This is a genomic window from Ruegeria sp. BE10 (assembly GCF_056538905.1).
The window spans coordinates 71,777-95,845 of record NZ_JBQFTX010000002.1; the positions used below are offsets into that span (position 1 = coordinate 71,777).

A 24,069-nucleotide genomic window follows, 5' to 3' on the forward strand; every position below is an offset into this window, starting at 1 on the left:
GCAGTTCCTTGCCACAAGATTAAGAGGGCACCATGGCCGCAGGCATGAAAAACCTATCGAAGACCTTTGTCTGGATTCTCATGGGCCTATTGATGCTGGGCCTTGCGGGCTTTGGCGCAACAAGCCTGACCGGCACCGTGCGCACCGTCGCACAAGTTGGGAACGAAGAGGTTTCGATCAACCAATACGTTCGCGAATTGCAGCGCGAAATTCGCGCGGTCGAAAGCCAGACCGGCCAGCCCTTGCAAATGTCGCAGGCGCATGAGTTCGGTCTGGATCAGTTGGCCCTGTCGCGCCTGACCGCTTTGGCCGCGCTGGACAACGAAGTCGGTGAGCTGGGCATTTCGATCGGGGATGAGAACCTGCAAGAAGAAATCGTCGCCATCCCGGCTTTTCAGGGCGTCAACGGCACGTTTGACCGCGAGGCCTATCAGTTCCAGCTGGAACAGGCTGGCATGACGGATACCGAATTCGAATCGGATCTGCGCAAGGAGTCCTCGCGCACCATCGTGCAAAACGCGGTGATCAGCGGGGTTGAGATGCCTTCGCTTCTGACGCAAGTGCTGACGGACTATGTCGGCGCACGCCGCAGTTTTACCGTTGCGACGGTCGGGCCCGACGCCCTGACATCGCCTGTTCCTGCACCCACGGATGAGCAGATCCAGACTTACTATGATGAGAATCAGGATCAGTTCACCCTGCCCAGTACCAAGCAACTGACTTATGCGATTCTGTCGCCCGACATGCTGTTGGACAGTGTCGAGATTGATGAGGATGCGGTGCGTCGCCTCTATGATCAGCGTGCCTCGGAATTCTATCAGCCCGAGCGACGTCTGGTCGAACGTCTGACTTATCCGAACGAAGAAGACGCACAGCATGCGATTGCGCAGCTTGAGGTCGGTGGCACCACGTTCGAAAACCTCGTGCGAGATCGCCAGCTAGAGTTGAGCGATATCGACCTTGGCGACGTCACCCGCGAAGATCTGGGCGAAGCTGCTGATGCCGTCTTTGCCGCCGATCTGGACGCGGTTGTTGGCCCGCTGCCCTCGACCTTCGGCCCCGCGCTGTTCCGCATCAACGGATCGCTGGCCGAAAACAACACGCCGTTCGAAGATGCCGCCCCTGCCCTGCGCGAAGAACTGGCCGCCGACCGCGCGCGTCGTCAAATCGAAGCACAGGCCGAAGACATTGACGATCTGCTCGCTGGTGGTGCAACGCTGGAAGAACTGACCGGCGAGACCGAAATGGAATTGGGCCAGATCGACTGGACCCGCGAAAGCGGTGAAGGCGTCGCCGCCTATGACGGTTTCCGCGCCGCTGCCGAAGCCGTAAACGAAGGCGATTTCCCCGAGGTTGCGTTCCTCGAAGATGGTTCGATCTTTGCTTTGCGTTTGAACGAGGTGCTGCCCCAACGCCCCGAGCCTCTGGAAAGCGCACGTGATCGTGTGGCCGCCGCATGGACGCAGGTGGAAACCGGCAAGGCGTTGGCTGAAAATGCAAATTCCGCTCTGGAGCAACTGAATGCTGACGGCGATTTCACCGCCACCGGTTTGCCGTTCCGGGTTGAAAATGCGCTGACCCGCACCGCTTTCCTTGAGGATGTGCCGGCAGATTTCATGGGTCAGGTGTTCGAGATGGAGCCTGGTGAGCTGCGAGTCATTCCTGGCGATGGCACGGCGTTCGTCGTGCGTCTTGAAGAATTGCTACCGCCCGCCGAAACTGATGAACTGCGCCAGGTACAAACCGCGCTGGAAGCACAGCTAAATCAGGCGCTGGCCCAGAACATCTTTGACGCTTATGTGCGCGACGCGCAGACCCGCGCCCGTCCCGTGATTGACCAACGCGCGCTGAACGCCGTGCAGTCGAGCTATTAAAAGAGACCGAACATGGCCTTGACCCCCGAGTTTGACAGCTTCGCCCGCGCCTATGAGGCTGGCGAAAATCAGGTCGTTTACACCCGCTTGGCAGCCGATCTGGATACGCCTGTGTCCCTGATGCTCAAGCTGACGGGCGCGCAGAAAGACGCCTTTATGCTGGAATCCGTGACCGGAGGCGAGGTGCGTGGCCGCTATTCAATCATCGGGATGAAACCGGACCTGATCTGGCGCTGCCGGGGTGAGACGTCCGAATTGAACCGCTCGGCCAGGTTCGATGCCGAAGCGTTTTCGCCTCAGGATGGCAATCCGATGGACAATCTGCGCGCTCTGCTGGCCGAAAGCCGGATTGAGCTGCCTGACGATTTGCCTCAAGCTGCCGCAGGGCTGTTCGGTTATCTTGGGTATGACATGGTGCGTCTGGTAGAGTATTTGCCGGATGTGAACCCAGACCCGCTGGGCCTACCCGATGCGATTATGCTGCGCCCATCGGTCATTGCCGTTCTGGACGGTGTAAAGGGAGAGGTCACGGTCGTCTCCCCTGCCTGGGTCGCCGAGGGGCAATCCGCCAAGGCTGCCTATGCGCAAGCCGCTGAGCGTGTGATGGACGCAGTGCGCGATTTAGAACGCGCCATACCCGCCGAGACTCGCGATCTGGGCGACGCCTCTGAAGTCGCGCCTCCGGTGTCGAATTTCACCAAATCCGGCTATATGGAAGCGGTTGAAAAGGCCAAGGAATACATCCGCGCAGGTGACATCTTTCAGGTGGTACCAGCTCAGCGTTGGACACAGGACTTCCCGCTGCCGCCCTTTACGCTCTATCGGTCATTGCGGCGCACTAACCCCTCTCCGTTCATGTTCTATTTCAACTTTGGCGGCTTTCAGGTGGTCGGTGCCAGCCCAGAAATTCTGGTGCGTGTCTTTGGCGACGAAGTGACGATCCGCCCCATCGCAGGCACCCGCCCCCGTGGCGCTACGCCCCAAGAGGACAAGGCCAACGAGGTCGATCTGCTGGCCGACAAGAAAGAGCTGGCCGAACACTTGATGTTGCTGGACCTGGGCCGCAACGATACCGGCCGCGTGGCCAAGATCGGAACGGTGCGGCCAACCGAAGAGTTCATCATCGAACGCTACAGCCATGTGATGCACATCGTGTCGAACGTGGTCGGAGAGCTGGCCGAAGACAAAGACGCCTTGGATGCGTTCTTTGCCGGGATGCCTGCTGGCACCGTCTCGGGCGCGCCAAAAGTGCGCGCGATGGAGATCATCGACGAGTTGGAGCCTGAAAAGCGCGGTATCTATGGCGGCGGCGTTGGTTATTTCAGTGCCGGCGGCGACATGGACATGTGCATTGCTCTGCGAACGGCCATCGTGAAGGATCACAAGCTTTATATTCAGGCGGGTGGCGGCGTTGTTTTTGATAGCGACCCCGAGGCAGAGTTTATGGAAACCGTCCATAAATCAAACGCCATTCGCCGCGCTGCTGCCGATGCGTCCCGGTTCACAGGATCGGGCAACACATAAAAAAACGGCGGGCTTTCAGGGCCAGCCGTTTTCGTTGTTCCGAGGTTACTGAACCTCTTTCATCATCACTGCAGAGATTGGGGCCATCGCCACACGGCTGCCCCGATCTTCAAGCCCCCACAGCAACAAAGCCGAGATCGTGTCAGGGCGCAGACGGCCCAGCATTACAACCGTCCCCTCCTGACCGGCACGAAATGCCGCTTGGTCCAGAAAACGACGCATGATCTTGGGGTCCTGGCGCGCACCGTCGATATCGCGGAAAATCACACCCGATGGAATACCGTTGCGCGCAGCCAGTTTTTGGACAGTGTTCAGACCATTGTCCTGTGTGATCAGACCACGCCCTGTACCGGCAGCAATCGCGGCCACCTGGTCGGCCAGCTTGCGGTTGCCTTGAATGCCCGAATCCACTCCTTCGAGAATTCCCACCGTTTCCGGTAACGTGTCGAGCCATACGGCCAGCGATACTTCGGCATCCTGCGCGCTGGCGGCTTCGTGTAGATCAGCAAGAGCCAGAACTTCGAACCCGGCTTCGCGGTGACGCGCCATCTTTTCAACAGCGTCCGGATCAGACGGGCTAACGGCAAAACTCAGCGGATAAGGAAAATCATGCAGAGCTTCAGCCCCATAGGCACCTTCATCGTCGATCAGAATGATTGACATCAACGGCTTGGATTCGGGGTTTTCGAATTCCGCCGCATAAGCCTCGATCGGCTTGCCCGGAAGGGCAGCCGCCACGTTGGTTGTGCTGACCTCAATAACATCATCACGTTCCGTCAATGGAACCACGCGCGTTCCGACTGTCGAGACTGTGGTCGCTTCGCTTGCCCCGCCAATTTGCGGAACCGACGCGATCCGGGGCAGATTGCGCGGTGCTGTATCCTCATCACCTTCTACGGCGATTGGGCTGTCGACAAATGGGTTTTCCTCGGTTTCCGGATCGGCGGCTGCGGCGACCTCGGGTTCCGGTTGTGCTGCACTGTCGGCAACAACAGGGTCCGATTTCTGAGCCCCCTCGGCAACCTCGGGTTCTGGTTTCGGCTCGGCCTCCACAACCTCGGGCTCTTGTTCGACGGCCGGTTCAGGCTGAGGTTCAGGCACCTCCAGCGACACCTCAGGCAAGGCTTCGGCATTTGGGGATACCTGCGACAACGGCGGGGCCTGTGGGGCGACCGGGGCCACAGTGGTTGCAATTACAGGAGCTGATTGAGCAACGCTGGGCGCATCGACTTGCGCCGGGTCCAGGTTGACTTTGGGCTGGGCATCGGGCTCAACCTCGACATCTGACAATTCAGCCAGCGTGTCCGTCTGTTCGCCGACAGATTCAGGTGTGGTTGGTGGCAAGTCCAGCACATCGGGGTCACCCCCGGTATCAGTGGCGTCCGCCACTGTATCCGGGACATCAGCCAGAGAGGGTTCAGGCGCAGAAACCGCCACGTTCGGTTTGCTGGTCAAAGGCATGTTCAAAGACAGCACCGCCCCCAGCACAAGAACAGCGACCGTTCCCACGATCATTCCGCCGACAAATCCGCCCATAACAATTGCCTCTCGTCTTGGCCCTGCATCGATCACATGTTCGCCGTCTGCTGCGGCATTTGCTTGCCGCAGCGCCAAGAACGGGATGTCCCCTTGACGCTGCCACGCAAGCCTGAGCATGTATGTCCCGACATTATACCGTGGCTCGGGGCTGCATCGCCAGCCCGAAATGCCCAAGCCGAGACAAGTGCCCAAATGCTGCTGCTGATCGACAACTACGACTCGTTTACCTACAACCTGGTACATTATTTAGGCGAACTTGGCGCCGAGATGGTCATTCGGCGGAATGACGCCTTGGACGTTCAGGAAGCCATGGCCATGAACCCATCCGGCATCCTGCTCAGCCCCGGCCCCTGTGATCCGGATCAGGCCGGTATCTGCTTGGCCTTGACCGAAGCAGCGGCTGAAACGAAAACGCCGCTGATGGGAGTCTGTCTTGGCCATCAGACTATCGGACAGGCCTTTGGGGGCGACGTCATCCGCTGCCACGAAATCGTACATGGCAAAATGGGAACGATGCACCACACCGGAAAAGGTGTGTTTGCCGGGCTGCCCTCGCCATTTGAGGCGACCCGCTATCATTCTTTGGTGGTCGACCCCAACACCCTGCCCGACTGTCTTGAGGTCACGGCAGAGCTGGAAGACGGTACCATTATGGGTCTGCAGCACAAAGAATTGCCGATTCACGGCGTTCAGTTCCACCCGGAATCCATCGCCTCCGAGCATGGTCATGCCCTGCTCAAGAATTTCCTGTCTGAGATGAAAGTTCCCGCATGAGCGACGCTCTGAAACCGCTGATCGGAGCCGCCGCCGATCGGCCTCTGACCCGTGCCGAAGCCGAACAGGCCTTTGGTATCTTGTTTGACGGTGAAGCCACGCCCAGCCAGATCGGTGGCCTGCTGATGGCCATGCGCACCCGTGGCGAAACGGTCGAGGAATACGCCGCGGCCGCCGCCGTGATGCGCGCCAAGTGCAATGCCGTCACCGCGCCCGACGGTGCAATGGATATCGTCGGAACCGGAGGGGACGGCAAAGGCACGCTCAATATCTCAACCGCCACGGCATTTGTTGTCGCTGGTGCCGGTGTCACCGTGGCCAAGCATGGCAACCGCAACCTCAGCTCAAAATCCGGGGCAGCGGATGCTTTGGGGCAGTTGGGGATCAACGTCATGGTTGGCCCGGAAACAGTTGAAAAGGCTTTGAAAGAGGCCGGTATCGGCTTTATGATGGCCCCGATGCACCACCCAGCCATTGCGCATGTCATGCCCTCGCGGCAAGAGCTTGGGACCCGGACGATCTTCAACATTCTCGGCCCTTTGACGAACCCTGCGGGCGTCAAACGCCAATTGACCGGAGCCTTCAGCCGCGACCTGATACGCCCAATGGCCGAAACGCTTGGTCTGCTGGGGTCTGACCGCGCCTGGCTGGTACACGGATCAGACGGGACCGATGAGCTGACCATCACTGGCATCAGTTGGGTCGCAGCACTAGAGGATGGTGGCGTTAAGGAGGTGGAACTTCACCCCGAAGACGCGGGCCTACCGGTTCATCCGTTCGAGGATATCATCGGCGGAACACCCGAAGAAAATGCTGTCGCCTTCCGCGCACTGCTGGACGGGCAGCCCTCGGCCTATCGCGATGCGGTTCTGTTGAACTCTGCCGCCGCGCTGGTGGTTGCAGACGCCGCAACAGATTTGCGGGATGGTGTCGAAAAAGCCGTCGAAAGCATCGACAGCGGAAAAGCCAAAGAAAAAATCGCGGTACTAGCCCGCATGACTCAGGAGACCGCATGACCGAGACGGTACTGGACAAGATCAAAGCCTATAAGCTGGAAGAAATAGCTGCAGACAAGGCTGAGAAGTCCTTGGAAACACTGGAAAGTGAGGCACGGTTCGCATCCGAAGTGCGCGGCTTTGCCGAAAGCTTGCGGAAAGCGACCCGCAAGGGGTATGGCCTGATCGCCGAGGTCAAAAAGGCCAGCCCCTCCAAAGGGTTGATCCGCGCCGATTTCGACCCGCCTGCATTGGCCAAGGCGTATGAAGAAGGCGGTGCAGCCTGTCTGTCTGTACTGACCGACACGCCCAGCTTCCAAGGCGCCAAGGAATACTTAACCGCGGCACGCGCAGCAACGTCGCTGCCAGCCCTGCGTAAGGATTTCATGTACGACCCCTATCAGGTGGTCGAAGCGCGCGCTTTGGGTGCCGATTGCATTCTAATCATCATGGCCTCGGTCGAAGATGGTCAGGCGGCCGAGCTGGAACAAACGGCCATTGACTGGGGGATGGACGTTCTTATCGAAGTTCACGACGAGGCTGAACTGGAACGGGCGACCCAACTGAAAAGTCTATTGATCGGGATAAATAACCGTAATCTCAAGACCTTCGAGACCACACTTGATACTACACGCCGCCTTTCGAAACTGGTTCCTGGCGGTCGGACGATTGTCTGTGAAAGCGGTCTGAGTACACCCGAAGACCTGGCCGATATCGCCCGTTATGGCGCGCGGTGTTTCCTGATCGGGGAAAGCCTAATGCGTCAGGATGATGTCACCGCCGCCACCCGGCAATTGCTGGCAAACCCGCTGATCCCCGGAGTGATGTGATGCCTCTGACCCATTTCGACGCGCAGGGACAGGCCCATATGGTCGATGTCTCGGACAAGGCTGTTACTGACCGCGTCGCGGTGGCGGCTGGCCACATCAAGATGGCAAAGAAAACCTTTGATTTAATTTCAGAAGGACGCGCCAAGAAGGGTGACGTTTTAGGTATTGCGCGGCTGGCAGGCATCATGGGAGCGAAGAAAACACCCGACCTTATCCCGCTTTGCCACCCCTTGCCGGTTACAAAGGTTGCGGTTGAGTTGACCCTGGACCCCGATTTGCCGGGCGTACAGATTGAAGCCACCGTCAAGACCGCAGGCCAGACCGGGGTTGAGATGGAGGCGTTGACTGCGGTCTCAACCGCGGCGCTGACTGTGTATGACATGACCAAGGCAGTCGATAAGGCGATGGAGATCGGCGGCATCCGGGTCCTGCTGAAAGATGGCGGTAAATCAGGCCGTTACGAGGCGAGATGATTACAGTCGAAGAAGCCCGGTCACTACTGTTTGATCTTGTTTCCCCGCTAAACGCAGAAACAGTTCCGCTTGCCGAATCTGCTGGCCGCGTGCTGGCGGAAGACCTCAGCGCCACGCGCGATCAACCGCCATTTTCGGCCTCTTCCATGGATGGTTACGCGCTGAAGTCGACCGAAGTCGAACAACACGCCATGTTCAAAGTAGTTGGCGAATCCGCTGCCGGGCGTCGTTTTGAAGGCACCGTAGGCCCCGGTCAGGCCGTTCGTATCTTTACCGGCGCTCCGGTGCCGGAAGGTGCTGATTTCGTTGTTATTCAAGAAGATACGGAACGGCGCGGGGATTTGCTTACAATCACCGACGATCCCGGACTGAAAACAAATATCCGACCTGCAGGTGTCGACTTTACCGTCGGCACCAAGATCAGCGCTCCGCGCCTTTTGCGCCCTGAAGACGTCGCGCTGTTGGCAGCAATGAATATTGCAACAGTGCCGGTCAGACGCAAACCCGTGGTCGCATTGATTTCGACCGGAGATGAACTGGTTATGCCCGGTGAGATCCCAGGCCCGGATCAAATCATCGCTTCGAACACTTTTGGCCTGAAAGCCATGCTAGAGAATGCCGGTGCACATGTGCGAATTCTACCGATCGCGCGCGACACTGTCGCGTCCTTAGAAACGGCGTTTGGGCTGGCAAGTGGCGCCGATCTAGTCGTGACAATCGGGGGTGCCTCGGTCGGAGAATACGATCTGGTCGGGGACGTTTCTCAGAAATTGGGGATGGAGCGGTCGTTCTACAAAATCCGCATGCGCCCCGGGAAACCCCTGATGGCGGGTCAGTTGGGTGACACAGCGATGGTTGGGCTGCCGGGAAATCCCGTGAGTGCAATGGTTTGCGGTTATCTCTTCCTGATCCCCATGTTGCGTCGCATGTTGGGCATCGAACAAGCCCTGACCCCGTTTCGCCAGGCCAAGCTGGCCGAGCCCATCGGCAAAAACGGCCCACGCGAACATTATATGCGAGCTGTCCTCGGTGAGGATGGCATTCGCGCCTGTGCCGATCAGGACAGCTCGCTTCTCAGCGTTCTGGCGCAGGCCAACGCGCTTTTGGTTCGTGAGCCGAATGATCAGGCGCGCCCCGCGGGGGATGAGGTTCTGTTCCTGCCGATATAGGCCACGCTCAAATCCGTTGACACAAAACGTGAACATGCGTAGAACAAAAGAAAACGCATGACCGACGAGGTGTGAGCAATGCTGACCAAGAAACAGTTGGATTTGTTGGAATTCATCCACAAACGCGTTCAGGCGGACGGTGTTCCGCCCAGTTTCGACGAAATGAAGGCCGCGCTGGATTTACGGTCGAAGTCCGGGATTCATCGCCTGATCACTGCGCTGGAAGAGCGTGGCTTTATTCGTCGCCTTGCCCACCGGGCGCGCGCGATTGAGATCGTAAAGCTGCCCGAAAGTCTCGGCGGCGAACCAACAGCCGCTTTCAAACCTCGCGTGATTGAAGGCGACAGGCCCGAAGGTCCCCGCCCGGCGAATTTCGAACCGGTCACTGTAGATGCCTTGGAATTGCCGGTCATGGGCCGTATCGCAGCTGGTGTCCCGATTGAAGCGATCAGCCACGTATCGCACCGTGTGGCGGTCCCGGGCAGCATGGTTTCGGGCAAAGGCGAACATTACGCGCTTGAGGTACGTGGCGACTCGATGATCGATGCCGGTATCAATGACGGCGATGTCGTGGTGATCCGTGAAACTCGGGTTGCCGATAATGGCGATATCGTCGTGGCTCTGGTCGAAGATCAGGAAGCGACCCTGAAGCGCTTTTTCCGCCGTGGCAATGCTATCGCGCTTGAGGCTGCGAACCCCGCCTATGAAACCCGCGTTCTGCCCGAGGACAAGGTCAAGGTGCAGGGACGGCTGGTCGGGCTGATCCGCAGCTACTGATCCCGTTTTAAATTGCGGTTCTCGGCGATAGCCGGGGACCACAGGCGACGGCCGATTGCCTCTCGGCTGGTTGTTATGCGTCCTTTTGAAAACGCCAGGCTTCCGGTTTCTTTCAGGCGGTTCGGATCGAAAAGACCGCAATCCCCGTTCAGGTTCAACTCAACTGCAGACACCACGATCTGGTTTGATTGGCATTCTTCAAACCCTTGGGCCGCACGTTTTCCGGTGATGTGAATCACTTCCTTGCCCTGCCAATCAAAGCGCTGAACAGCGTTTTCTGCATCAGGCCAGCGGCTGGCCGCCTTCTTCTGATCTACCCCGTCACCGTCGTTTTCCAACCATACCGTAGCGATGAAACCGCTGCCTTTTTCTTTGCTCAGCGCGCGGCCATGTTCAGTCATGACACCCACCAACCCGCCTGAATCCGCGATCAGAACCTCGGGTCTTTGCCCCTGCCCCCACGACAAAAATGCGGACGCAACCGGGATAATCCCAATCCATTTTGCGCGGCCCTGCCACAACGCCAGCCACAACGCCCCCAGCGCAAACATGGGCAACACGTAATGTGGCGGACTAACGACATAGCCTTGCGCGCCATCTAAGTTTGACACCTTGTCTGAAACGATCAGAATCCACTCCAACCCCAGACCCATGACATTCAATGCGGCCGCCTCTAGCCCGAAAGGGGCCAGCAATGCCGCGACAAAGGCGGCGGGCACCACAATCGTGCCCATTACCGGGACCGAGAGCATATTGGCCAGCAACCCATAGTGTGACATCGTGTTGAAATGCGCCGCCCCGATAGGTGCGGTCGCAAGCCCTGCAATCGCCGAGGACAACAGCAAGCCGGTCACCGGTTTCAGCCATTTTGGACCGGGCATTGGGCCATAGTCCCGCAACAGCCCAAACACCGCGACAAGCGCCGTAGTGGCAGCAAAGGACATCTGGAAGCCTGGGCTCAACAATGTTTCTGGCCGTAGAATCAACACGATTAGGGCAGCCACGGCCACGGCCCGCAAAGAAATCGCACGGCGGTCGATCAGGATCGCCCCCAGCATTACGCTGGCCATGACGAAAGCGCGTTCCGTTGCAACATTGCCCCCGGACAACAGTAGGTAAAGGACGGCCGCGATCAACGCACAAACTGCCGCCAACTTGCGGACGGGCAACCTTAAGGCCACTGAAGGAATGGCTGATAAGACCAACCGAAACACCAGAAAAACGAACCCCGTCAGCAACCCCATGTGAAGGCCCGAAATCGCCAGCAAATGCGCTAGGTTCGAGGCCCGCAGGGATTTTAACGTCTCTTGCCCCATGCCACTGCGATCTCCGGTTGTAACGGCGGCTGCGAACCCACCGATCTCACCAGGCAGGATCGCACGTACCCTTTCCGAGATGGCCATACGCCAGGCAGTTACCCGGACCCCTTCGGTCGCGTCAGTTGCGGGGGCAATGGTCATCACCGGCACCCGGGTATAGCCAACCGCGCCCAGCCCTTGAAACCAGGCATGACGGCGGAAATCAAACCCTCCGGGTTCAACCGGCCCTTGCGGCGGTGAGAGATGCCCGGTGGTCATGATCCTTTGCCCAGGCGCCAGGGAAACCGATCCTCCGTGCAGTGAAAGCCGGACGCGCTGCGGTCTGCGATCTGCGGGCACATCCCCTATACGCACCCGATCCAGCGTGACCCGCAACGCGTCCGACGCAGAGCGATCCATGGCTACGACCCGCCCCTCGATCGGGCCGTAGTAACGCCAGGACAGGACCGGCTCTGCGACCGTATGGGCTCGTGCGCCGGCCAGTATAAAACCGGACGCGATCATCGCGCCCCCCGTTGCCAACGCAGCCCAGCCAGTGCGGCGCGTGCGGCCAACCCAGACCAGCAACGTGATGCCAAGCAGAAGACAGGCATAGACCTGCCATTCCGGTTCAAACCGAAGGCTGAAATAGAGGCCGATGCCAACTGCCAGACAAATCGGAGACCACTGGAACAAATACCCTGTCTGGTTCAGCAAAGCGGCGTCGACCCGTGCCAGAACACGCATGGTTGCCCCCGTCCTTCGGGCTCGTTAGACAGACGCCAAACTATGCCCGACACGGTTACCAAAAGGTTAATCCACACAATGTCCGATCAGGTCGTCACCCGTTTCGCCCCCTCGCCCACCGGTTTTTTGCATATCGGCGGTGCCCGCACTGCGTTGTTCAACTGGCTCTATGCTCGTGGTCGTGGCGGTAAGTTCCTGCTGCGGATCGAAGACACGGATCGCGAACGCTCGACGCCTGAGGCGACAGCCGCAATTCTGCAAGGCATGGAATGGCTTGGCCTAGATCACGATGGTGATGTAATCAGCCAGTTTGAGGGTGCCACACGCCATGCCGAGGTCGCTCACCAGCTTCTGGCCGAAGGTAAAGCCTATAAGTGTTTTTCAACCCAGGATGAAATTGCAGCCTTTCGTGAGCAGGCTCGGACCGACGGCAAGTCCACCCTGTTTCGCAGCCCTTGGCGTGACGCTGATCCGGCCACCCATCCTGATGCACCTTTTGTAATCCGTATCAAGGCCCCACAGGAAGGCGCCACCGTGATCCGCGATCAGGTGCAGGGGGATGTGACCATTCGCAACGATCAGCTGGACGACATGGTCCTTTTGCGCTCGGACGGAACACCGGTTTATATGCTGGCTGTGGTGGTGGATGATCACGACATGGGCGTAACGCATGTGATCCGGGGCGACGATCACCTCAACAACGCCGCACGCCAGATGATGATCTACGAGGCGATGGGTTGGGACGTTCCGGTATGGGCACATATCCCGCTGATTCACGGACCAGACGGTAAGAAACTGTCGAAGCGTCACGGTGCCTTGGGCGCACAGGAATATCAGGCGATGGGCTATCCTGCCGCTGGCATGCGCAACTATCTCGCGCGTTTGGGCTGGAGCCACGGCGACGATGAGTTTTTTACCGACGAGCAGGCCAAAGAGTGGTTTGATTTGGACGGAATCGGCAAAAGTCCGGCCCGCTTTGATCTGAAAAAGCTTGAGAATCTCTGCGGTCAGCATATCGCGACGTCTGATGATGCTGCGCTGCGGCATGAAATCGAAGCTTATCTGGATGCGGCGGGCCTTCCTGCTCTCACTCAGACACAATCTAGTGTTCTTGAACGTGCAATGTATTGTCTGAAGGATCGCGCCCGAACCTTCCCGGAATTGCTTGAAAAAGCACACTTTGCGCTGATTTCCCGCCCGATTGAGCCGGATGAGAAAGCGGCAAAAGCACTGCAAACAGTATCCGACGGTATACTAAGTGAATTGACGCCGCATGTGCAAAATGCTAGCTGGTTGCGGAACGAACTGGAGGAAACCCTCAATGCCTTTGCAGAAGCGAAAGGCATCAAGTTCGGCAAGCTGGCTGGGCCCTTGCGGGCGGCTTTGGCGGGTCGGGCAGTGACTCCTTCGGTGTTTGACATGATGCTTGTGCTGGGGCGTGAAGAAACCTTGGCACGGCTTTCCGACGCAGCAAAATGACCCTGGCTTAATATTCAGGTAACGCTGCTTCGTTACGACCGGTCAACACTTTAGTGTGTGACCGCTGACCGCGCGCAGGCCGCTCACCCGGCGTGCTCATGAACGAAGAAGGGACAACGATGACCGACAGCAAAAAAACAGCCACTCTTACCGTACATGGTGAAAATTACGAGTTGCCGGTTCACTCGCCAACCGTTGGCCCGGATGTGATCGACATTCGCAAACTGTACAGTGATGCGGGTGTGTTCACCTATGATCCGGGCTTCACCTCGACAGCCAGCTGCGACAGCACCATCACCTATATTGACGGCGATAAGGGTGAACTGTTGCACCGCGGCTATCCGATCGACCAACTGGCCGAGAAATCGCACTTCCTCGAAGTGTGCTACCTGTTGCTGTACGGAGAGCTGCCAGTCGCAAAAGATCTGGAGAAGTTCGAGACCACGATCACTCGCCACACCATGATGCACGAACAGATGCAGTATTTCTATCGTGGGTTCCGTCGCGATGCGCATCCTATGGCAATCATGGTTGGCGTCGTCGGTGCAATGTCGGCTTTCTATCATGACTCGACAGATATTCATGACCCACGTCAGCGCGAGATTGCGTCGCACCGTCTGATCGCCAAGATGCCGACCATCGCAGCCTGGGCATACAAGTATCACACCGGTCAGCCCTTCGTGTATCCGCGCAACGACCTGGACTATGCGTCGAACTTCCTACGCATGTGCTTCAGCGTTCCGGCCGAAGAGTATGATGTTAACCCAATCCTCAGCCGCGCGATGGACCGCATCTTTACCCTGCATGCGGATCATGAACAGAACGCTTCGACCTCGACCGTGCGTCTGGCTTCAAGCTCGGGTGCGAACCCGTTTGCCTGTATCGCGGCCGGTATCGCCTGTCTGTGGGGTCCGGCCCATGGTGGCGCCAACCAAGCGTGTCTGGAGATGCTGGAAGAGATTGGTTCAGTGGATCGCATCCCTGAATACATTGCCCGCGCCAAGGACAAGGATGATCCGTTCCGCCTGATGGGCTTTGGCCACCGCGTCTACAAGAACTTTGACCCGCGCGCCAAGGTGATGAAGCAATCCGCTGACGAAGTGCTGGATCTACTGGGCATCGAAGACAATCCAAAACTGCAGGTCGCCAAAGAGCTTGAGCGAGAAGCGCTGGAAGATCCGTATTTCGCCGAGAAAAAGCTGTTCCCGAATGTCGACTTCTATTCGGGCATCATCCTCGAGGCGATGGGTTTCCCAACCTCGATGTTCACGCCGATCTTCGCCCTGTCGCGCACCGTTGGCTGGGTCAGCCAATGGAAAGAGATGATCGCCGATCCACAGAACAAAATCGGTCGCCCGCGCCAGCTGTATCTGGGCGAAACCATGCGTGATTACGTGGATATCGAAAACCGCTGATTGCAGCGATGAAATGCTTAAGCCCCGGACCTGCGTCCGGGGCTTCTTTCATAGTAGGCTCAACTGATCGCCGATCTGAGCCGGGCGGGCAAACAGGTCGCATCGCAGGGGCGGTGTCCGCCTTACAAGGCCTAGGCGCTTGACCGCCAAGGCAAACCGTTTGGCAATCAACCCAGCATATTCACCCTCACCCCGCATCCGGTGGCCCCAGCGCGGGTCATAGTCCCTGCCCCCGTGCATTTCGCGCAGCTTGGACATGATCTTTTCCGCCCGCGCGGGTTCGTGATCCTGCAACCACTCCTGCCACAACGTCGATACTTCACGCGGCAAGCGCAACATGATCCAACTGGCAGCATCCGCGCCCGCCTCACGCCCCGCCTCAAGCAGGTGTTCCAACTCATGATCCGTCAGACCAGGCACTATGGGAGACGTCATGACCCGCACCGGCACCCCAGCTTCGGTCAAGCGGCGTATCATGGCCAATCGGCGCTGTGGTGAGGGCGCGCGCGGCTCCATCCGACGGGACAGATTAGCATCCAGAGTGGTCAGGGATATCCCGACCCGCACCAACCCTTGCTGAGCCATGTGCGCCAGGATGTCCAAGTCCCGTTCGACCAAGGCGCCCTTGGTGACGATGGCGATGGGGTGATTGAATTCTTGCAGAACCGACAGGCAGCCTCTTGTAATCGCGCGGGTTTTCTCAATCGGTTGGTAAGGGTCCGTGTTGGTACCCAAGGCAATGGGTGCAACCTTGTACCCTTTGGCCGACAACTCCTTGCGCAGGATATCCGCTGCGTTTGGCCGTGCGATCAGGCGGGTTTCGAAGTCCAGCCCCGGCGATAGCCCAAGATAGGCATGGGTCGGGCGGGCGAAACAGTAGACACAACCATGCTCACACCCGCGATACGGGTTGATCGAGCGATCAAACGGCAAATCCGGCGAACGGTTATAGGTAATAAGGCTGCGGGCGACCTCGTCCCGAACATCGGTTCGCAAAGGCGGCAGGTCCTCGTCGATATCCCAGCCATCGTCACAAGGTATGGTGTCGAATTGTTCGAACCGTCCAGCGGCATTTGTGGCGGCTCCTCGGCCGCGAATATGCGGTGCAACCATGTTTGTTCTCGTTATGTTCCTTTGATTGGGTATAACGGCAATCCCGAATACCCGCAAGCACAGCATTCGAGGCCGCGCAGGTATCAACCGTGTGGTTATCCACCAGTAAAATGAACCAGATGCAGGATCATCTTGCAGATAATTCTGTCGAGTGATGCAAAAATTTGACGTATAGGTCGGTCCCGAAACGACTGAGGTCGCAATCGTCACAGTCAAACTGCGACGTTTTGGCCAAAACGGGAAAAATGCCACCACGGGCCTATGGCTCGCACAGCTCAGGGAAACGCCCCATGTCTGAAGAAGAAGACATCGTCCTGTCCGAACTGAATGACGACGAACTTGTCGAGCAGATGTTCGACGATCTTTATGACGGCCTGAAAGAAGAGATCGAAGAAGGTGTGAACATCCTGCTTGAACGCGGATGGACGCCTTACGACATCCTGACCAAGGCTCTGGTCGGTGGTATGACCATCGTGGGCCACGACTTCCGCGACGGTATTCTTTTCGTGCCCGAGGTTCTGTTGGCTGCAAACGCCATGAAGGGCGGTATGTTTATCCTCAAGCCGCTGCTGGCCGAAACCGGCGCACCGCGCGTGGGTAAGATGGTGATCGGTACAGTCAAAGGCGACATCCACGACATCGGCAAGAACCTTGTGTCGATGATGATGGAGGGCGCTGGCTTTGAAGTGGTCGATATCGGTATCAACAACCCGGTTGAAAACTATCTGGAAGCGCTTGAAACCGAAGAGCCAGATATTCTGGGCATGTCCGCCCTGCTGACCACGACCATGCCTTACATGAAGGTTGTGATCGACACGCTGGTCGAACAAGGTAAACGCGAAGACTATATCGTTCTGGTTGGCGGCGCGCCGCTGAACGAGGAATTCGGCAAAGCCATCGGTGCGGATGCTTATTGCCGTGACGCAGCCGTTGCGGTTGAAACCGCCAAGGATTTCGTCTCGCGCAAGCACAACCAACTGGCCGGTTAACCGGACGCGCAGGTTATTCTGGGGCCGTCCGGGTTTCGGGCGGCCTTTTATGTTACACTGACAGTCGCGTAGAATCCGAGAAGCACCCAATGCAGCAGGATAAATTGCCAGACGATGCCAGCCTGACGACCAAGGGCTACGAATCCGGTGAGCACGGGCGCATCCTGCTGTTGGCCTGTGGCGCGCTGGCGCGTGAGATTCTGGACCTGAAGCAACGCAATGGCTGGGATCACATGGCGCTGACCTGCCTGCCCGCGATTTTTCACATCCAGCCTGACAAGATCATTCCGGCGGTACAAGAGGCCGTCGCCAAACACCGTGACGACTATGACCAGATCTTTGTGGTCTATGCCGATTGCGGAACGGGTGGCCTACTGCAGCAAGCCTGCGAAGACCTGGGTGTCGAGATGGTCAAAGGCCCCCATTGTTATTCCTTCTTCGAAGGAAATCAGGCGTTTGAAGCACATGGTGATGAGGAAACCACCGCCTTTTACCTGACCGATTTTCTGGCCCGGCAGTTCGATGCCTTTGTGTGGAAACCGCTGGGGCTGGACCGACACCCCGAGTTGCTTAGCATGTATTTCGGCAACTATACCAAGCTGGTCTATCAGGCGCAAATTGACGATCCGGACCTGACAGCCCGTGCCCGTGAATGTGCCGAGCGGATGGGTTTGGAATTCGAACGTCGCCTGACCGGTTATGGCGATTTGGAAACCACCCTGACCGATTGGGCAAAACGCACACCGAAAGCCTGAAAAGCGTCAGGCGTTTTCCTGCGCCACTTCGCGGATACGATCAATCATTGCCCGCAATCCATTCGACCGCTGTGCGGACAGGTGATCGTTCAGTCCCAAGCGCGCCAGCTCTCCGCCTGCGTCTACCTTGGGAACTTCGCTGACGGGCAACCCGTTATACAAGGAACGCAGCACCGCGATCAGGCCACGTACGATCAGCGCATCGCTGTCCCCGTCGAACCGGAAAACCCGGTCTTCGATGATCGGGTGCAACCAGACCTGGCTTGCGCAGCCGTGGACCTTGGTGGCCGGCACTTTTAGTGCGTCCTCCAGCGGCTCCATCGCTTTGCCCTGGTCGATGACGTGGCGGTACCGGTCTTCCCAGTCCTCCAGAAACTCGAAATCGTCGACGATCTCTTCAAAGGCAGGCGTTGCCATGTCGCGGCGGTCCTTTCGTTGCAATCACAATTGTGAACTATGCCTCCGATCTATGCCTGTCCACCCCCCTACGCGGCTTTTCAATCAACAGAAATTGCGATAACCCATTGCTGGACTTACAGCTCTGGACGTTGGGACCATGCAAAAATCGTTTACTGTTCTCTTGGTGGCTACCCTGGCCCTGTCTGCCTGCAACAGCTGGCGCGAGTCACGGGTGAACCCGTCCAACTGGTTCGGTTCAAGCACGTCAGCCCCGCCGCCGGAAACAGCGACCTATGACGCCAACGCTCTTGTGCCCGAAACAAGGGAAGGCGGTGGACTGCTCTCAAGACCGACCCCTGAGGATACAAGCGTTCCGATCGCCAAGATTGATGAACTGAGGATTGAGCCGACCCCGAACGGTGCAATCGTCTACGCCTCGGGGACGGCAGTCCGGCAAGGTGCTTATGACGCCCGACTGGTTCGCGTGGACAGTGAAGAAAACCAGAAGAACGGCGTTTTGGAGTTCACTTTCCGGGTAACCTATCCCGCGCGCGCAACGAATACGGGAACAGAACGGTCTCGAATGGTGTCCGACGCCATCAATATCAGCAAAAAAGACTTGGAAAATACCCGTTTGGTGCGGGTTGTAGGACAGCAGAACGCATTGGAATCGCGGCGCCGTTAATCGGCGCTACAGCGATACAACTTTGACGTTCTGACCTTTGGCCGCCAGCGCGATTTTACCTTCACACAGTTTCAAGGCGTCTTCGCCGAACACCTCAAACCGCCAACCTGACATCGCAGGCAGTTCCCGCTCACCCGCTGCAATCTGATCCAATTCCGAGCTGGTGGCTATCAGTTTGGCTGCCACGCCAGAGCTTTCGGTTTTCGATTTCAGCAAAACCCGCAGCAAATCCGCCAGCGCCGGGTTCACCTTCAGTTTGTCCCGGCTGTTGTCGACTTGCGGCAGCTGATCCGCAGGGCAATTCACCCCTTTTTTGACGGCGCTTAAAATACCATCGGCAATTGCGCCCTTTCGGGCCTCGCGCAGCAACAAGCGCGAGCCGCCCAGATCCGAGGGCGATTTGGGCTTGGTTGATGCCAGCTCGATCAGCGCATCATCCTTGAAGACCCGGCTGCGCGGAACATTGTTTTCCTGCGCGTAAGCCTCACGAAACTGCGCCAATTCCCGCACCACGGCCAGAAATTTGGCGGAATTCGTCCGGGTCTTTACACGTTTCCATGCATCTTTGGGGTGAATGTCATAGGTCGCAGGATGGGTCAGCGTGCGCAACTCCTCTGCCACCCAATGACTGCGCTGCGATTTTTGCAATTGCGCTGCGAGATATTCATAGATTTGGCGCAGATGGGTGACATCCGCCAGCGCATAGGTCTTTTGCGCCTCGGATAGCGGGCGGCGGGACCAATCGGTAAACCGCGAGGTCTTGTCGACTCCCTGCTTGCAGATCTTGCGCACCAGCGTTTCATAACCCACCTGCTCACCAAAGCCACAAACCATTGCTGCAACTTGCGTGTCGAACAGCGGTTTCGGAAAGACACCGGCTTCGACCCAGAAAATTTCAAGATCCTGACGCGCGGCATGGAAGACCTTGACCACATCGTCGTTGCCGAACAGCTCATAAAGCGGGTCCAGAGACAAACCATCAGCCAGCGGATCGACCAGAACCGCGCTGTCCTCGTTATCGGACGGAACGGCCAGCTGTATCAGGCAAAGCTTTGAATAATAGGTCCGTTCGCGCAGAAACTCGGTATCTACGGTGACATAGTCATATTCCGCCGCGGCCTTGCAGAAATCGGCCAGCTCTTGCGTCGTTGTCAGGGTTTTCATGCGCGGTGCTGTTCTTGCTCTTGTTTTCTTCGGCTGATCGTCTCTTCCGTACCTAGCCGTAGTGCAGACCATAGGCCGAATTTAACACGCGTGTAAATCACTCTGGGACGTTCAGGGCAGCAACACCGGAGTCCGGTCGCCACTGGCGTAACGGCGCAACACTGCAGGATAAAGTCTATGCTCCCAAACCAGCACACGAGCAGCCAAAACGTCGGGCGTGTCACCGGCTTCGATGTTTACCCGCGCCTGCCCCAGGATCGGGCCGTCATCCAGCGCTGCCGTAACCTCGTGAACCGAACATCCATGTTCGGCATCCCCGGCCTCGATCGCGCGGGCATGGGTGTTGAGGCCTTTGTATTTCGGCAGCAGTGAGGGGTGGATATTCAGCATCCGCCCCTGAAAGCGGGAAACGAAATCACCGGTCAGAACACGCATGAACCCCGCAAGACAGACAATATCCGGTTGCGCCTCTTCCAACGGCTTCAGCAGCTCTGCTTCAAACGCAGCGCGGTTGCCCTTGAAGGGGCGGTGATCTACCGCAGCCGTCGGGATGCCACGGTCCGCGGCCTTTTTCAGCCCGCCCGCCGTAGCGTCATTCGACAGAACCAGACACGTGCGTGCCGGGTGATCGCCGACCATGCTGTCGACCAGCGACACCATGTTGGACCCACCCCCCGAAATCAGGATGGCGACGCGCTTGTGACTCACAACAGTTTGCCCGAATAGTCCATGCCGGGCGTGTCGGTCACGGTGCCGATGCGAGCAACTGTTTCTCCGGCCTCGGCCAGCAGAGCGGCCAGTTCATCGGCGCTGTCTTCGGCGCAGACGGCAATCATGCCGATGCCGCAGTTGAAGGTCTTCAGCATCTCGGCCTCGACGATACCACCGGTTTCCGCCATCCAGCGGAAGACGGGCGGCAGGTCCCAGGCGTTCAGGTCGATCTCAGCACCCAAACCCTCTGGCAGCACGCGCGGCAGGTTTTCGGTCAGACCGCCGCCGGTGATATGGGCCAGCGCGTGTACGCCCCCTGCCCGGATCGCCTGCAGCGCAGGTTTGACGTACAGACGTGTGGGCGTCAGCAGCGCCTCACCCAGTGACCCGTCACCAAAGGGCGACGCCGCATCCCAGCCCAGACCCGAGATTTCAACCAGCTTGCGCACCAGCGAATAGCCGTTGGAATGCACCCCGTTTGAGGCCAACCCCAGTAGCACGTCGCCCCGCTGCACACCCGCAGGCAAATGCGCGCCACGCTCCATCGCGCCGACCGAAAAGCCAGCCAGATCGAAATCGCCATCGGGATACATGCCCGGCATCTCAGCCGTCTCACCGCCGATCAGGGCGCAACCGGACTGCACACAGCCCTCGGCAATACCTTCGATGATCCGCGCGGCGGTGTCGGTGTCCAGCTTGCCCGTGGCGAAATAGTCCAGGAAGAACAGCGGCTCGGCCCCCTGACAGATCAGGTCGTTGACGCACATTGCCACCAGGTCGATACCAACACCGTCGACCACACCGGTATCAATGGCAATCCGCAGCTTGGTGCCCACACCGTCGGTCGCGCCCACAAGAATCGGGTCCTGATATCCGGCGTCTTTCAGATCGAACAAGGCACCAAACCCGCCCAGACCGCTCATCACGCCCGAGCGGTTGGTGCGCTTGGCCGCAGGCTTGATCCGGTCGACCAGAGCGTTCCCCGCATCAATATCAACGCCTGCATCGGCATAGGTGATTCCGTTCTTGCCCGTCGTCATGGCCAGCCCCTTATGAATGGTTCCCGCGCGGGTTAGTCGATTGTTGGGCATCTTGCAACGGTCAGGCTTGACGCGGCCGTTCACCGTGATACTCAAAGCGCTCAGGCGGGCCTGTAGCTCAATTGGTTAGAGCAGAGCGCTCATAACGCTTTGGTTGCGGGTTCAAGTCCTGCCGGGCCTACCAAATCACCGCAAAACTGGTTTTCAGAAGGCAAGCAAGGGAACGCTGTTTCTTTGATTGTTGCGTGATCCAAAGTCGGATGAGACCGAACCAGAACAACACGTATTACTGATAGACCGGAAATCACTTGCCCGGCCGGTCAATCATATCAAGAAGCTAGATACCCCTAGAACCCAAAGATCCCGCGCTGACCTGAAGGATACTTAAATGCCTACACTGAGCGCAGTTGGGGAAAAATACGATGCGGATTACCTTAGGAACTGGATTAACAGTGCCCGCGTTGCCCAAATCTGGGATGGCGAGCAACGCGGGCCATAGTCTGGTCAGGGGTTGCCCAGACTAAAGGGACAAAAAGGATACGCGGCAACGCAGGCGCTGGATCACTCGCTGCTTTCGATGCTCAGTAGGATTTCTAATTTGGAGGCTCACCAAAATAACCACCAAGATAGGCTATTACCGAGGCAATTACGCCAATCACGATCACAATAGATATCAATGCGCCGCTACTTCTTGAGTAATAACCGAGCGTCAAAAGCCCAACGACAAAAATGCCAACTAAAAAAAATAATACAGTGTTGTCCATTGCTAATCCCCGACCGCGAAAAACATTTCGTCACTATAAGATAAAAAATCGTCTCAAGTTTAGTGGATACAAAACGCCATACTCGACTGCAGAGCCTTCACATGCATTCCCTAAAAAAAAACCGCGTTGTTCGGAGATGTACCTTTACAAACAACGCGGCGACAGTTTGGGGTAGTGTAGGCTATTCGGAGCACGTCAGGGATTGGACCAAATGCCCCGGATTACGATGGCTCCCCATCATTGGGGGGAGGCAAGGTCACTCTTTGGGATCAGCCGCTTCGGCTTTTTGGAAAACGGCTAACGTTACAAACAATCCACCAATCAGCAGCATGTGGCCCACCGCTGTGATTCCGAAAACGAAATAGCTGCCAATCATAAGTGAAAAAATTGCACTCCACATCCACGCCAACATCTGCATCAGCATATGCGCTGTAGATAGAGAGTATTTCTTGAGTGGGTTCTTGGTCTCATCCATTACCGAATCCCACGTCGATTTTACGTCGAAACTATTGGTCATGACTTCCTCCCATTACAAAAGGGATACGGGTCGATCGGTGCTTTAGACCAAAAATTTGCATCATCTTATCATCTGCAATATCTCATTCGCGTGATCTGTGATCGCGCGAATGACGTCTCCAAGTGCCGGTACCGGCCACTAGAATATCCTGCAAAGTGAAGAAGATATACTACGGCAATTACGCCAATAAAACCGACTCGAGGTGTCGAATCCGCGTGAAATTCATCGTTTAACTTGCACGGGCACGTAGCGCGTTGAATGGATGCAAAACACGTCGCCGCTCAGCGTTAGCCACTCAGTAAACCGGCGGCCTTAACCCTGCCTGAAACCAGCTGACCAGAGAGACGATGGAATACACCGGCAGCCCCGTCGCCGATTGAATATCGGCCGCGTAGGGGCACATGTTTGTGCATTCCAGCACCAACGCGCCGAGGTCGGGATGGGCCTCTTTCATCGCCAGGGCGGCCTCGACATTGTCGGCGCGGGCCTTGTCTACGTCCAGCGTCAGTTCATTATCCAAGATCGCGCGCGTGAATTCCTGCCCGCCCTCGGTCGAGCCGATGGGCGTGCCCTCTGGCACCTGTGCGCTGCGCAGATGGGCCTCGGTCAGGGTCGAGGCCGAGATAGTCAGCACCCCTGCCCGTTTGCCCGCAGGCAATACCTTGTTCACCATTTCGACCTGCATCAGCGAGGATGTGACAACGGGCACCGGGACCGCCTGAGACAGCTCTTTCTGAAACAGCGACAGGAACCCGCAATTGGTGGTGATCCCGTCGACGCCCTCGTCAACCAGCTCGCGCGCGGCATCGACAAAGGCGTCCAGCATCCCCTGCGCTCCACGACGCACCACCAGATCGGGTGAGGCGTTCCGGACAATGCGGAAATGCACCGGAAACGGCCAAGTCAGCGCGTTGCCCATGTCGCCGGGAATGCGGGGAAAGCGTGCGTCCAGCATCAGGATACCCACCGATGCGCCGTAAAGTGATTTGCCACCAGTTGCGATCATTCCTCAAACCTTTTCATTTCCGGACACGTTCT

At 57.7% G+C, this 24,069-nt stretch carries 23 protein-coding genes and 1 tRNA gene; 14 read left to right on the forward strand and 10 right to left on the reverse strand.

Annotation, left to right across the window (positions count from 1 at the left end; genetic code table 11):
• The first annotated feature begins 32 nt into the window (after positions 1-32).
• Together ACR0M2_RS05705 and trpE are read left to right on the forward strand one after the other, a co-directional pair.
• A complete protein-coding gene (locus ACR0M2_RS05705) occupies positions 33-1,874 on the forward strand; it encodes a peptidyl-prolyl cis-trans isomerase (RefSeq protein WP_170348822.1) in 1,842 nt (613 codons plus the stop codon).
• A 12-nt stretch (positions 1,875-1,886) separates the two neighbouring features.
• A complete protein-coding gene (gene trpE, locus ACR0M2_RS05710) occupies positions 1,887-3,398 on the forward strand; it encodes an anthranilate synthase component I (RefSeq protein WP_480704260.1) in 1,512 nt (503 codons plus the stop codon).
• Between the two features lie 45 nt (positions 3,399-3,443).
• Here trpE and ACR0M2_RS05715 read toward each other — a convergent pair whose 3' ends face one another.
• Complete coding sequence (locus tag ACR0M2_RS05715; RefSeq protein ID WP_480704261.1) at positions 3,444-5,054, reverse strand: divergent polysaccharide deacetylase family protein; 1,611 nt, start codon at positions 5,052-5,054, stop codon at positions 3,444-3,446.
• A 75-nt stretch (positions 5,055-5,129) separates the two neighbouring features.
• On the opposite strand from ACR0M2_RS05715, the gene ACR0M2_RS05720 reads away from it, so the two are divergent.
• From ACR0M2_RS05720 to lexA, 6 genes are all read left to right on the forward strand, one after another.
• Complete coding sequence (locus ACR0M2_RS05720; RefSeq protein ID WP_170358634.1) at positions 5,130-5,711, forward strand: anthranilate synthase component II; 582 nt, start codon at positions 5,130-5,132, stop codon at positions 5,709-5,711.
• The gene (gene trpD / locus ACR0M2_RS05725) at positions 5,708-6,727 is read left to right on the forward strand and encodes an anthranilate phosphoribosyltransferase (protein WP_170348825.1); all 1,020 of its coding nucleotides are present in this window, start codon (positions 5,708-5,710) and stop codon (positions 6,725-6,727) included. The genes ACR0M2_RS05720 and trpD overlap by 4 nt, the downstream gene beginning before the upstream one ends.
• Positions 6,724-7,536 carry an indole-3-glycerol phosphate synthase TrpC gene (gene trpC, locus ACR0M2_RS05730; protein WP_480704262.1) on the forward strand — a complete coding sequence of 271 codons (813 nt, stop codon included), beginning with the start codon at positions 6,724-6,726 and terminating at the stop codon, positions 7,534-7,536. The genes trpD and trpC overlap by 4 nt, the downstream gene beginning before the upstream one ends.
• Positions 7,536-8,009 (forward strand): cyclic pyranopterin monophosphate synthase MoaC, encoded by a 474-nt coding sequence (gene moaC, locus ACR0M2_RS05735; RefSeq protein WP_480704263.1) that lies wholly within the window; start codon positions 7,536-7,538, stop codon positions 8,007-8,009. Before trpC ends, moaC begins: the two co-directional genes overlap by 1 nt.
• On the forward strand, positions 8,006-9,178 hold the full coding sequence (locus ACR0M2_RS05740) for a molybdopterin molybdotransferase MoeA (protein ID WP_480704264.1): 1,173 nt from the start codon (positions 8,006-8,008) through the stop codon (positions 9,176-9,178). Before moaC ends, ACR0M2_RS05740 begins: the two co-directional genes overlap by 4 nt.
• A 78-nt stretch (positions 9,179-9,256) precedes the next feature.
• A complete protein-coding gene (gene lexA, locus ACR0M2_RS05745; protein WP_170348829.1) occupies positions 9,257-9,955 on the forward strand; it encodes a transcriptional repressor LexA in 699 nt (232 codons plus the stop codon).
• On the opposite strand, the gene ACR0M2_RS05750 is transcribed toward lexA, so the two are convergent.
• The gene (locus ACR0M2_RS05750) at positions 9,949-12,000 is read right to left on the reverse strand and encodes a ComEC/Rec2 family competence protein (protein ID WP_480704265.1); all 2,052 of its coding nucleotides are present in this window, start codon (positions 11,998-12,000) and stop codon (positions 9,949-9,951) included. The genes lexA and ACR0M2_RS05750 overlap by 7 nt on opposite strands.
• Before the next feature lie 78 nt (positions 12,001-12,078).
• Here ACR0M2_RS05750 and gltX point away from each other — a divergent pair, with 78 nt between their 5' ends.
• Together gltX and gltA are read left to right on the forward strand one after the other, a co-directional pair.
• On the forward strand, positions 12,079-13,479 hold the full coding sequence (gene gltX / locus ACR0M2_RS05755) for a glutamate--tRNA ligase (RefSeq protein ID WP_480704532.1): 1,401 nt from the start codon (positions 12,079-12,081) through the stop codon (positions 13,477-13,479).
• 119 nt (positions 13,480-13,598) lie between these two features.
• Complete coding sequence (gene gltA / locus ACR0M2_RS05760) at positions 13,599-14,894, forward strand: citrate synthase (protein ID WP_170348831.1); 1,296 nt, start codon at positions 13,599-13,601, stop codon at positions 14,892-14,894.
• A 48-nt stretch (positions 14,895-14,942) separates the two neighbouring features.
• Here gltA and ACR0M2_RS05765 read toward each other — a convergent pair whose 3' ends face one another.
• On the reverse strand, positions 14,943-16,007 hold the full coding sequence (locus ACR0M2_RS05765) for a PA0069 family radical SAM protein (RefSeq protein WP_480704266.1): 1,065 nt from the start codon (positions 16,005-16,007) through the stop codon (positions 14,943-14,945).
• Between the two features lie 290 nt (positions 16,008-16,297).
• On the opposite strand from ACR0M2_RS05765, the gene ACR0M2_RS05770 reads away from it, so the two are divergent.
• Positions 16,298-16,996, forward strand: a complete 699-nt coding sequence (locus ACR0M2_RS05770) for a corrinoid protein (protein ID WP_170348833.1) — start codon at positions 16,298-16,300, stop codon at positions 16,994-16,996.
• A gap of 89 nt (positions 16,997-17,085) precedes the next feature.
• Positions 17,086-17,751, forward strand: a complete 666-nt coding sequence (locus ACR0M2_RS05775) for a DUF1638 domain-containing protein (protein WP_170375489.1) — start codon at positions 17,086-17,088, stop codon at positions 17,749-17,751.
• 6 nt (positions 17,752-17,757) lie between these two features.
• On the opposite strand, the gene ACR0M2_RS05780 is transcribed toward ACR0M2_RS05775, so the two are convergent.
• Entirely contained in the window at positions 17,758-18,168 is a 411-nt protein-coding gene (locus tag ACR0M2_RS05780; protein WP_226688397.1) for a SufE family protein, read from the reverse strand.
• 139 nt (positions 18,169-18,307) lie between these two features.
• Here ACR0M2_RS05780 and ACR0M2_RS05785 point away from each other — a divergent pair, with 139 nt between their 5' ends.
• Entirely contained in the window at positions 18,308-18,835 is a 528-nt protein-coding gene (locus ACR0M2_RS05785; RefSeq protein ID WP_170358651.1) for a hypothetical protein, read from the forward strand.
• A gap of 6 nt (positions 18,836-18,841) precedes the next feature.
• Here the strand turns inward: ACR0M2_RS05785 and rnd are convergent, their stop codons facing one another.
• From rnd to purM, 3 genes are all read right to left on the reverse strand, one after another.
• The gene (gene rnd, locus ACR0M2_RS05790; protein WP_170358654.1) at positions 18,842-19,999 is read right to left on the reverse strand and encodes a ribonuclease D; all 1,158 of its coding nucleotides are present in this window, start codon (positions 19,997-19,999) and stop codon (positions 18,842-18,844) included.
• A 111-nt stretch (positions 20,000-20,110) separates the two neighbouring features.
• Positions 20,111-20,707 (reverse strand): phosphoribosylglycinamide formyltransferase, encoded by a 597-nt coding sequence (purN, locus tag ACR0M2_RS05795; protein WP_170358656.1) that lies wholly within the window; start codon positions 20,705-20,707, stop codon positions 20,111-20,113.
• A complete protein-coding gene (gene purM / locus ACR0M2_RS05800; RefSeq protein ID WP_170358659.1) occupies positions 20,704-21,750 on the reverse strand; it encodes a phosphoribosylformylglycinamidine cyclo-ligase in 1,047 nt (348 codons plus the stop codon). The genes purN and purM overlap by 4 nt, the downstream gene beginning before the upstream one ends.
• A gap of 107 nt (positions 21,751-21,857) precedes the next feature.
• Between purM and ACR0M2_RS05805 the strand changes: the two genes are divergently transcribed.
• Positions 21,858-21,934: transfer RNA gene (locus ACR0M2_RS05805), tRNA-Ile, on the forward strand.
• Between the two features lie 409 nt (positions 21,935-22,343).
• Here the strand turns inward: ACR0M2_RS05805 and ACR0M2_RS05810 are convergent.
• The 3 genes from ACR0M2_RS05810 to ACR0M2_RS05820 all read right to left on the reverse strand — a co-directional run bounded on the left by ACR0M2_RS05810 (position 22,344) and on the right by ACR0M2_RS05820 (position 24,037).
• The gene (locus ACR0M2_RS05810; RefSeq protein ID WP_480704267.1) at positions 22,344-22,514 is read right to left on the reverse strand and encodes a hypothetical protein; all 171 of its coding nucleotides are present in this window, start codon (positions 22,512-22,514) and stop codon (positions 22,344-22,346) included.
• Positions 22,515-22,770: 256 nt separating this feature from the next.
• Positions 22,771-23,031: a hypothetical protein gene (locus ACR0M2_RS05815; protein WP_170348841.1), complete on the reverse strand. Its 261-nt coding sequence runs from the start codon at positions 23,029-23,031 to the stop codon at positions 22,771-22,773.
• A gap of 295 nt (positions 23,032-23,326) precedes the next feature.
• Positions 23,327-24,037 (reverse strand): aspartate/glutamate racemase family protein, encoded by a 711-nt coding sequence (locus ACR0M2_RS05820; protein WP_170348842.1) that lies wholly within the window; start codon positions 24,035-24,037, stop codon positions 23,327-23,329.
• Positions 24,038-24,069: the final 32 nt, after the last annotated feature.

Excerpts from the sequence above, each read along its gene's own strand:
- ACR0M2_RS05705 (WP_170348822.1), top strand. The coding sequence starts at position 33 with ATGGCCGCAGGCATGAAAAACCTATCGAAGACCTTTGTCTGGATTCTC.
- gltX (WP_480704532.1), top strand. The coding sequence starts at position 12,079 with ATGTCCGATCAGGTCGTCACCCGTTTCGCCCCCTCGCCCACCGGTTTT.
- moaC (WP_480704263.1), top strand. The coding sequence starts at position 7,536 with ATGCCTCTGACCCATTTCGACGCGCAGGGACAGGCCCATATGGTCGAT.
- gltA (WP_170348831.1), top strand. The coding sequence starts at position 13,599 with ATGACCGACAGCAAAAAAACAGCCACTCTTACCGTACATGGTGAAAAT.
- trpC (WP_480704262.1), top strand. The coding sequence starts at position 6,724 with ATGACCGAGACGGTACTGGACAAGATCAAAGCCTATAAGCTGGAAGAA.
- ACR0M2_RS05820 (WP_170348842.1), bottom strand. The coding sequence starts at position 24,037 with ATGATCGCAACTGGTGGCAAATCACTTTACGGCGCATCGGTGGGTATC.
- rnd (WP_170358654.1), bottom strand. The coding sequence starts at position 19,999 with ATGAAAACCCTGACAACGACGCAAGAGCTGGCCGATTTCTGCAAGGCC.
- ACR0M2_RS05770 (WP_170348833.1), top strand. The coding sequence starts at position 16,298 with ATGTCTGAAGAAGAAGACATCGTCCTGTCCGAACTGAATGACGACGAA.
- ACR0M2_RS05715 (WP_480704261.1), bottom strand. The coding sequence starts at position 5,054 with ATGCTCAGGCTTGCGTGGCAGCGTCAAGGGGACATCCCGTTCTTGGCG.
- purM (WP_170358659.1), bottom strand. The coding sequence starts at position 21,750 with ATGACGACGGGCAAGAACGGAATCACCTATGCCGATGCAGGCGTTGAT.
- ACR0M2_RS05810 (WP_480704267.1), bottom strand. The coding sequence starts at position 22,514 with ATGGACAACACTGTATTATTTTTTTTAGTTGGCATTTTTGTCGTTGGG.
- trpD (WP_170348825.1), top strand. The coding sequence starts at position 5,708 with ATGAGCGACGCTCTGAAACCGCTGATCGGAGCCGCCGCCGATCGGCCT.
- ACR0M2_RS05765 (WP_480704266.1), bottom strand. The coding sequence starts at position 16,007 with ATGGTTGCACCGCATATTCGCGGCCGAGGAGCCGCCACAAATGCCGCT.
- ACR0M2_RS05740 (WP_480704264.1), top strand. The coding sequence starts at position 8,006 with ATGATTACAGTCGAAGAAGCCCGGTCACTACTGTTTGATCTTGTTTCC.
- ACR0M2_RS05750 (WP_480704265.1), bottom strand. The coding sequence starts at position 12,000 with ATGCGTGTTCTGGCACGGGTCGACGCCGCTTTGCTGAACCAGACAGGG.
- ACR0M2_RS05780 (WP_226688397.1), bottom strand. The coding sequence starts at position 18,168 with ATGGCAACGCCTGCCTTTGAAGAGATCGTCGACGATTTCGAGTTTCTG.
- trpE (WP_480704260.1), top strand. The coding sequence starts at position 1,887 with ATGGCCTTGACCCCCGAGTTTGACAGCTTCGCCCGCGCCTATGAGGCT.
- ACR0M2_RS05785 (WP_170358651.1), top strand. The coding sequence starts at position 18,308 with ATGCAAAAATCGTTTACTGTTCTCTTGGTGGCTACCCTGGCCCTGTCT.
- ACR0M2_RS05815 (WP_170348841.1), bottom strand. The coding sequence starts at position 23,031 with ATGACCAATAGTTTCGACGTAAAATCGACGTGGGATTCGGTAATGGAT.
- ACR0M2_RS05775 (WP_170375489.1), top strand. The coding sequence starts at position 17,086 with ATGCAGCAGGATAAATTGCCAGACGATGCCAGCCTGACGACCAAGGGC.
- lexA (WP_170348829.1), top strand. The coding sequence starts at position 9,257 with ATGCTGACCAAGAAACAGTTGGATTTGTTGGAATTCATCCACAAACGC.
- ACR0M2_RS05720 (WP_170358634.1), top strand. The coding sequence starts at position 5,130 with ATGCTGCTGCTGATCGACAACTACGACTCGTTTACCTACAACCTGGTA.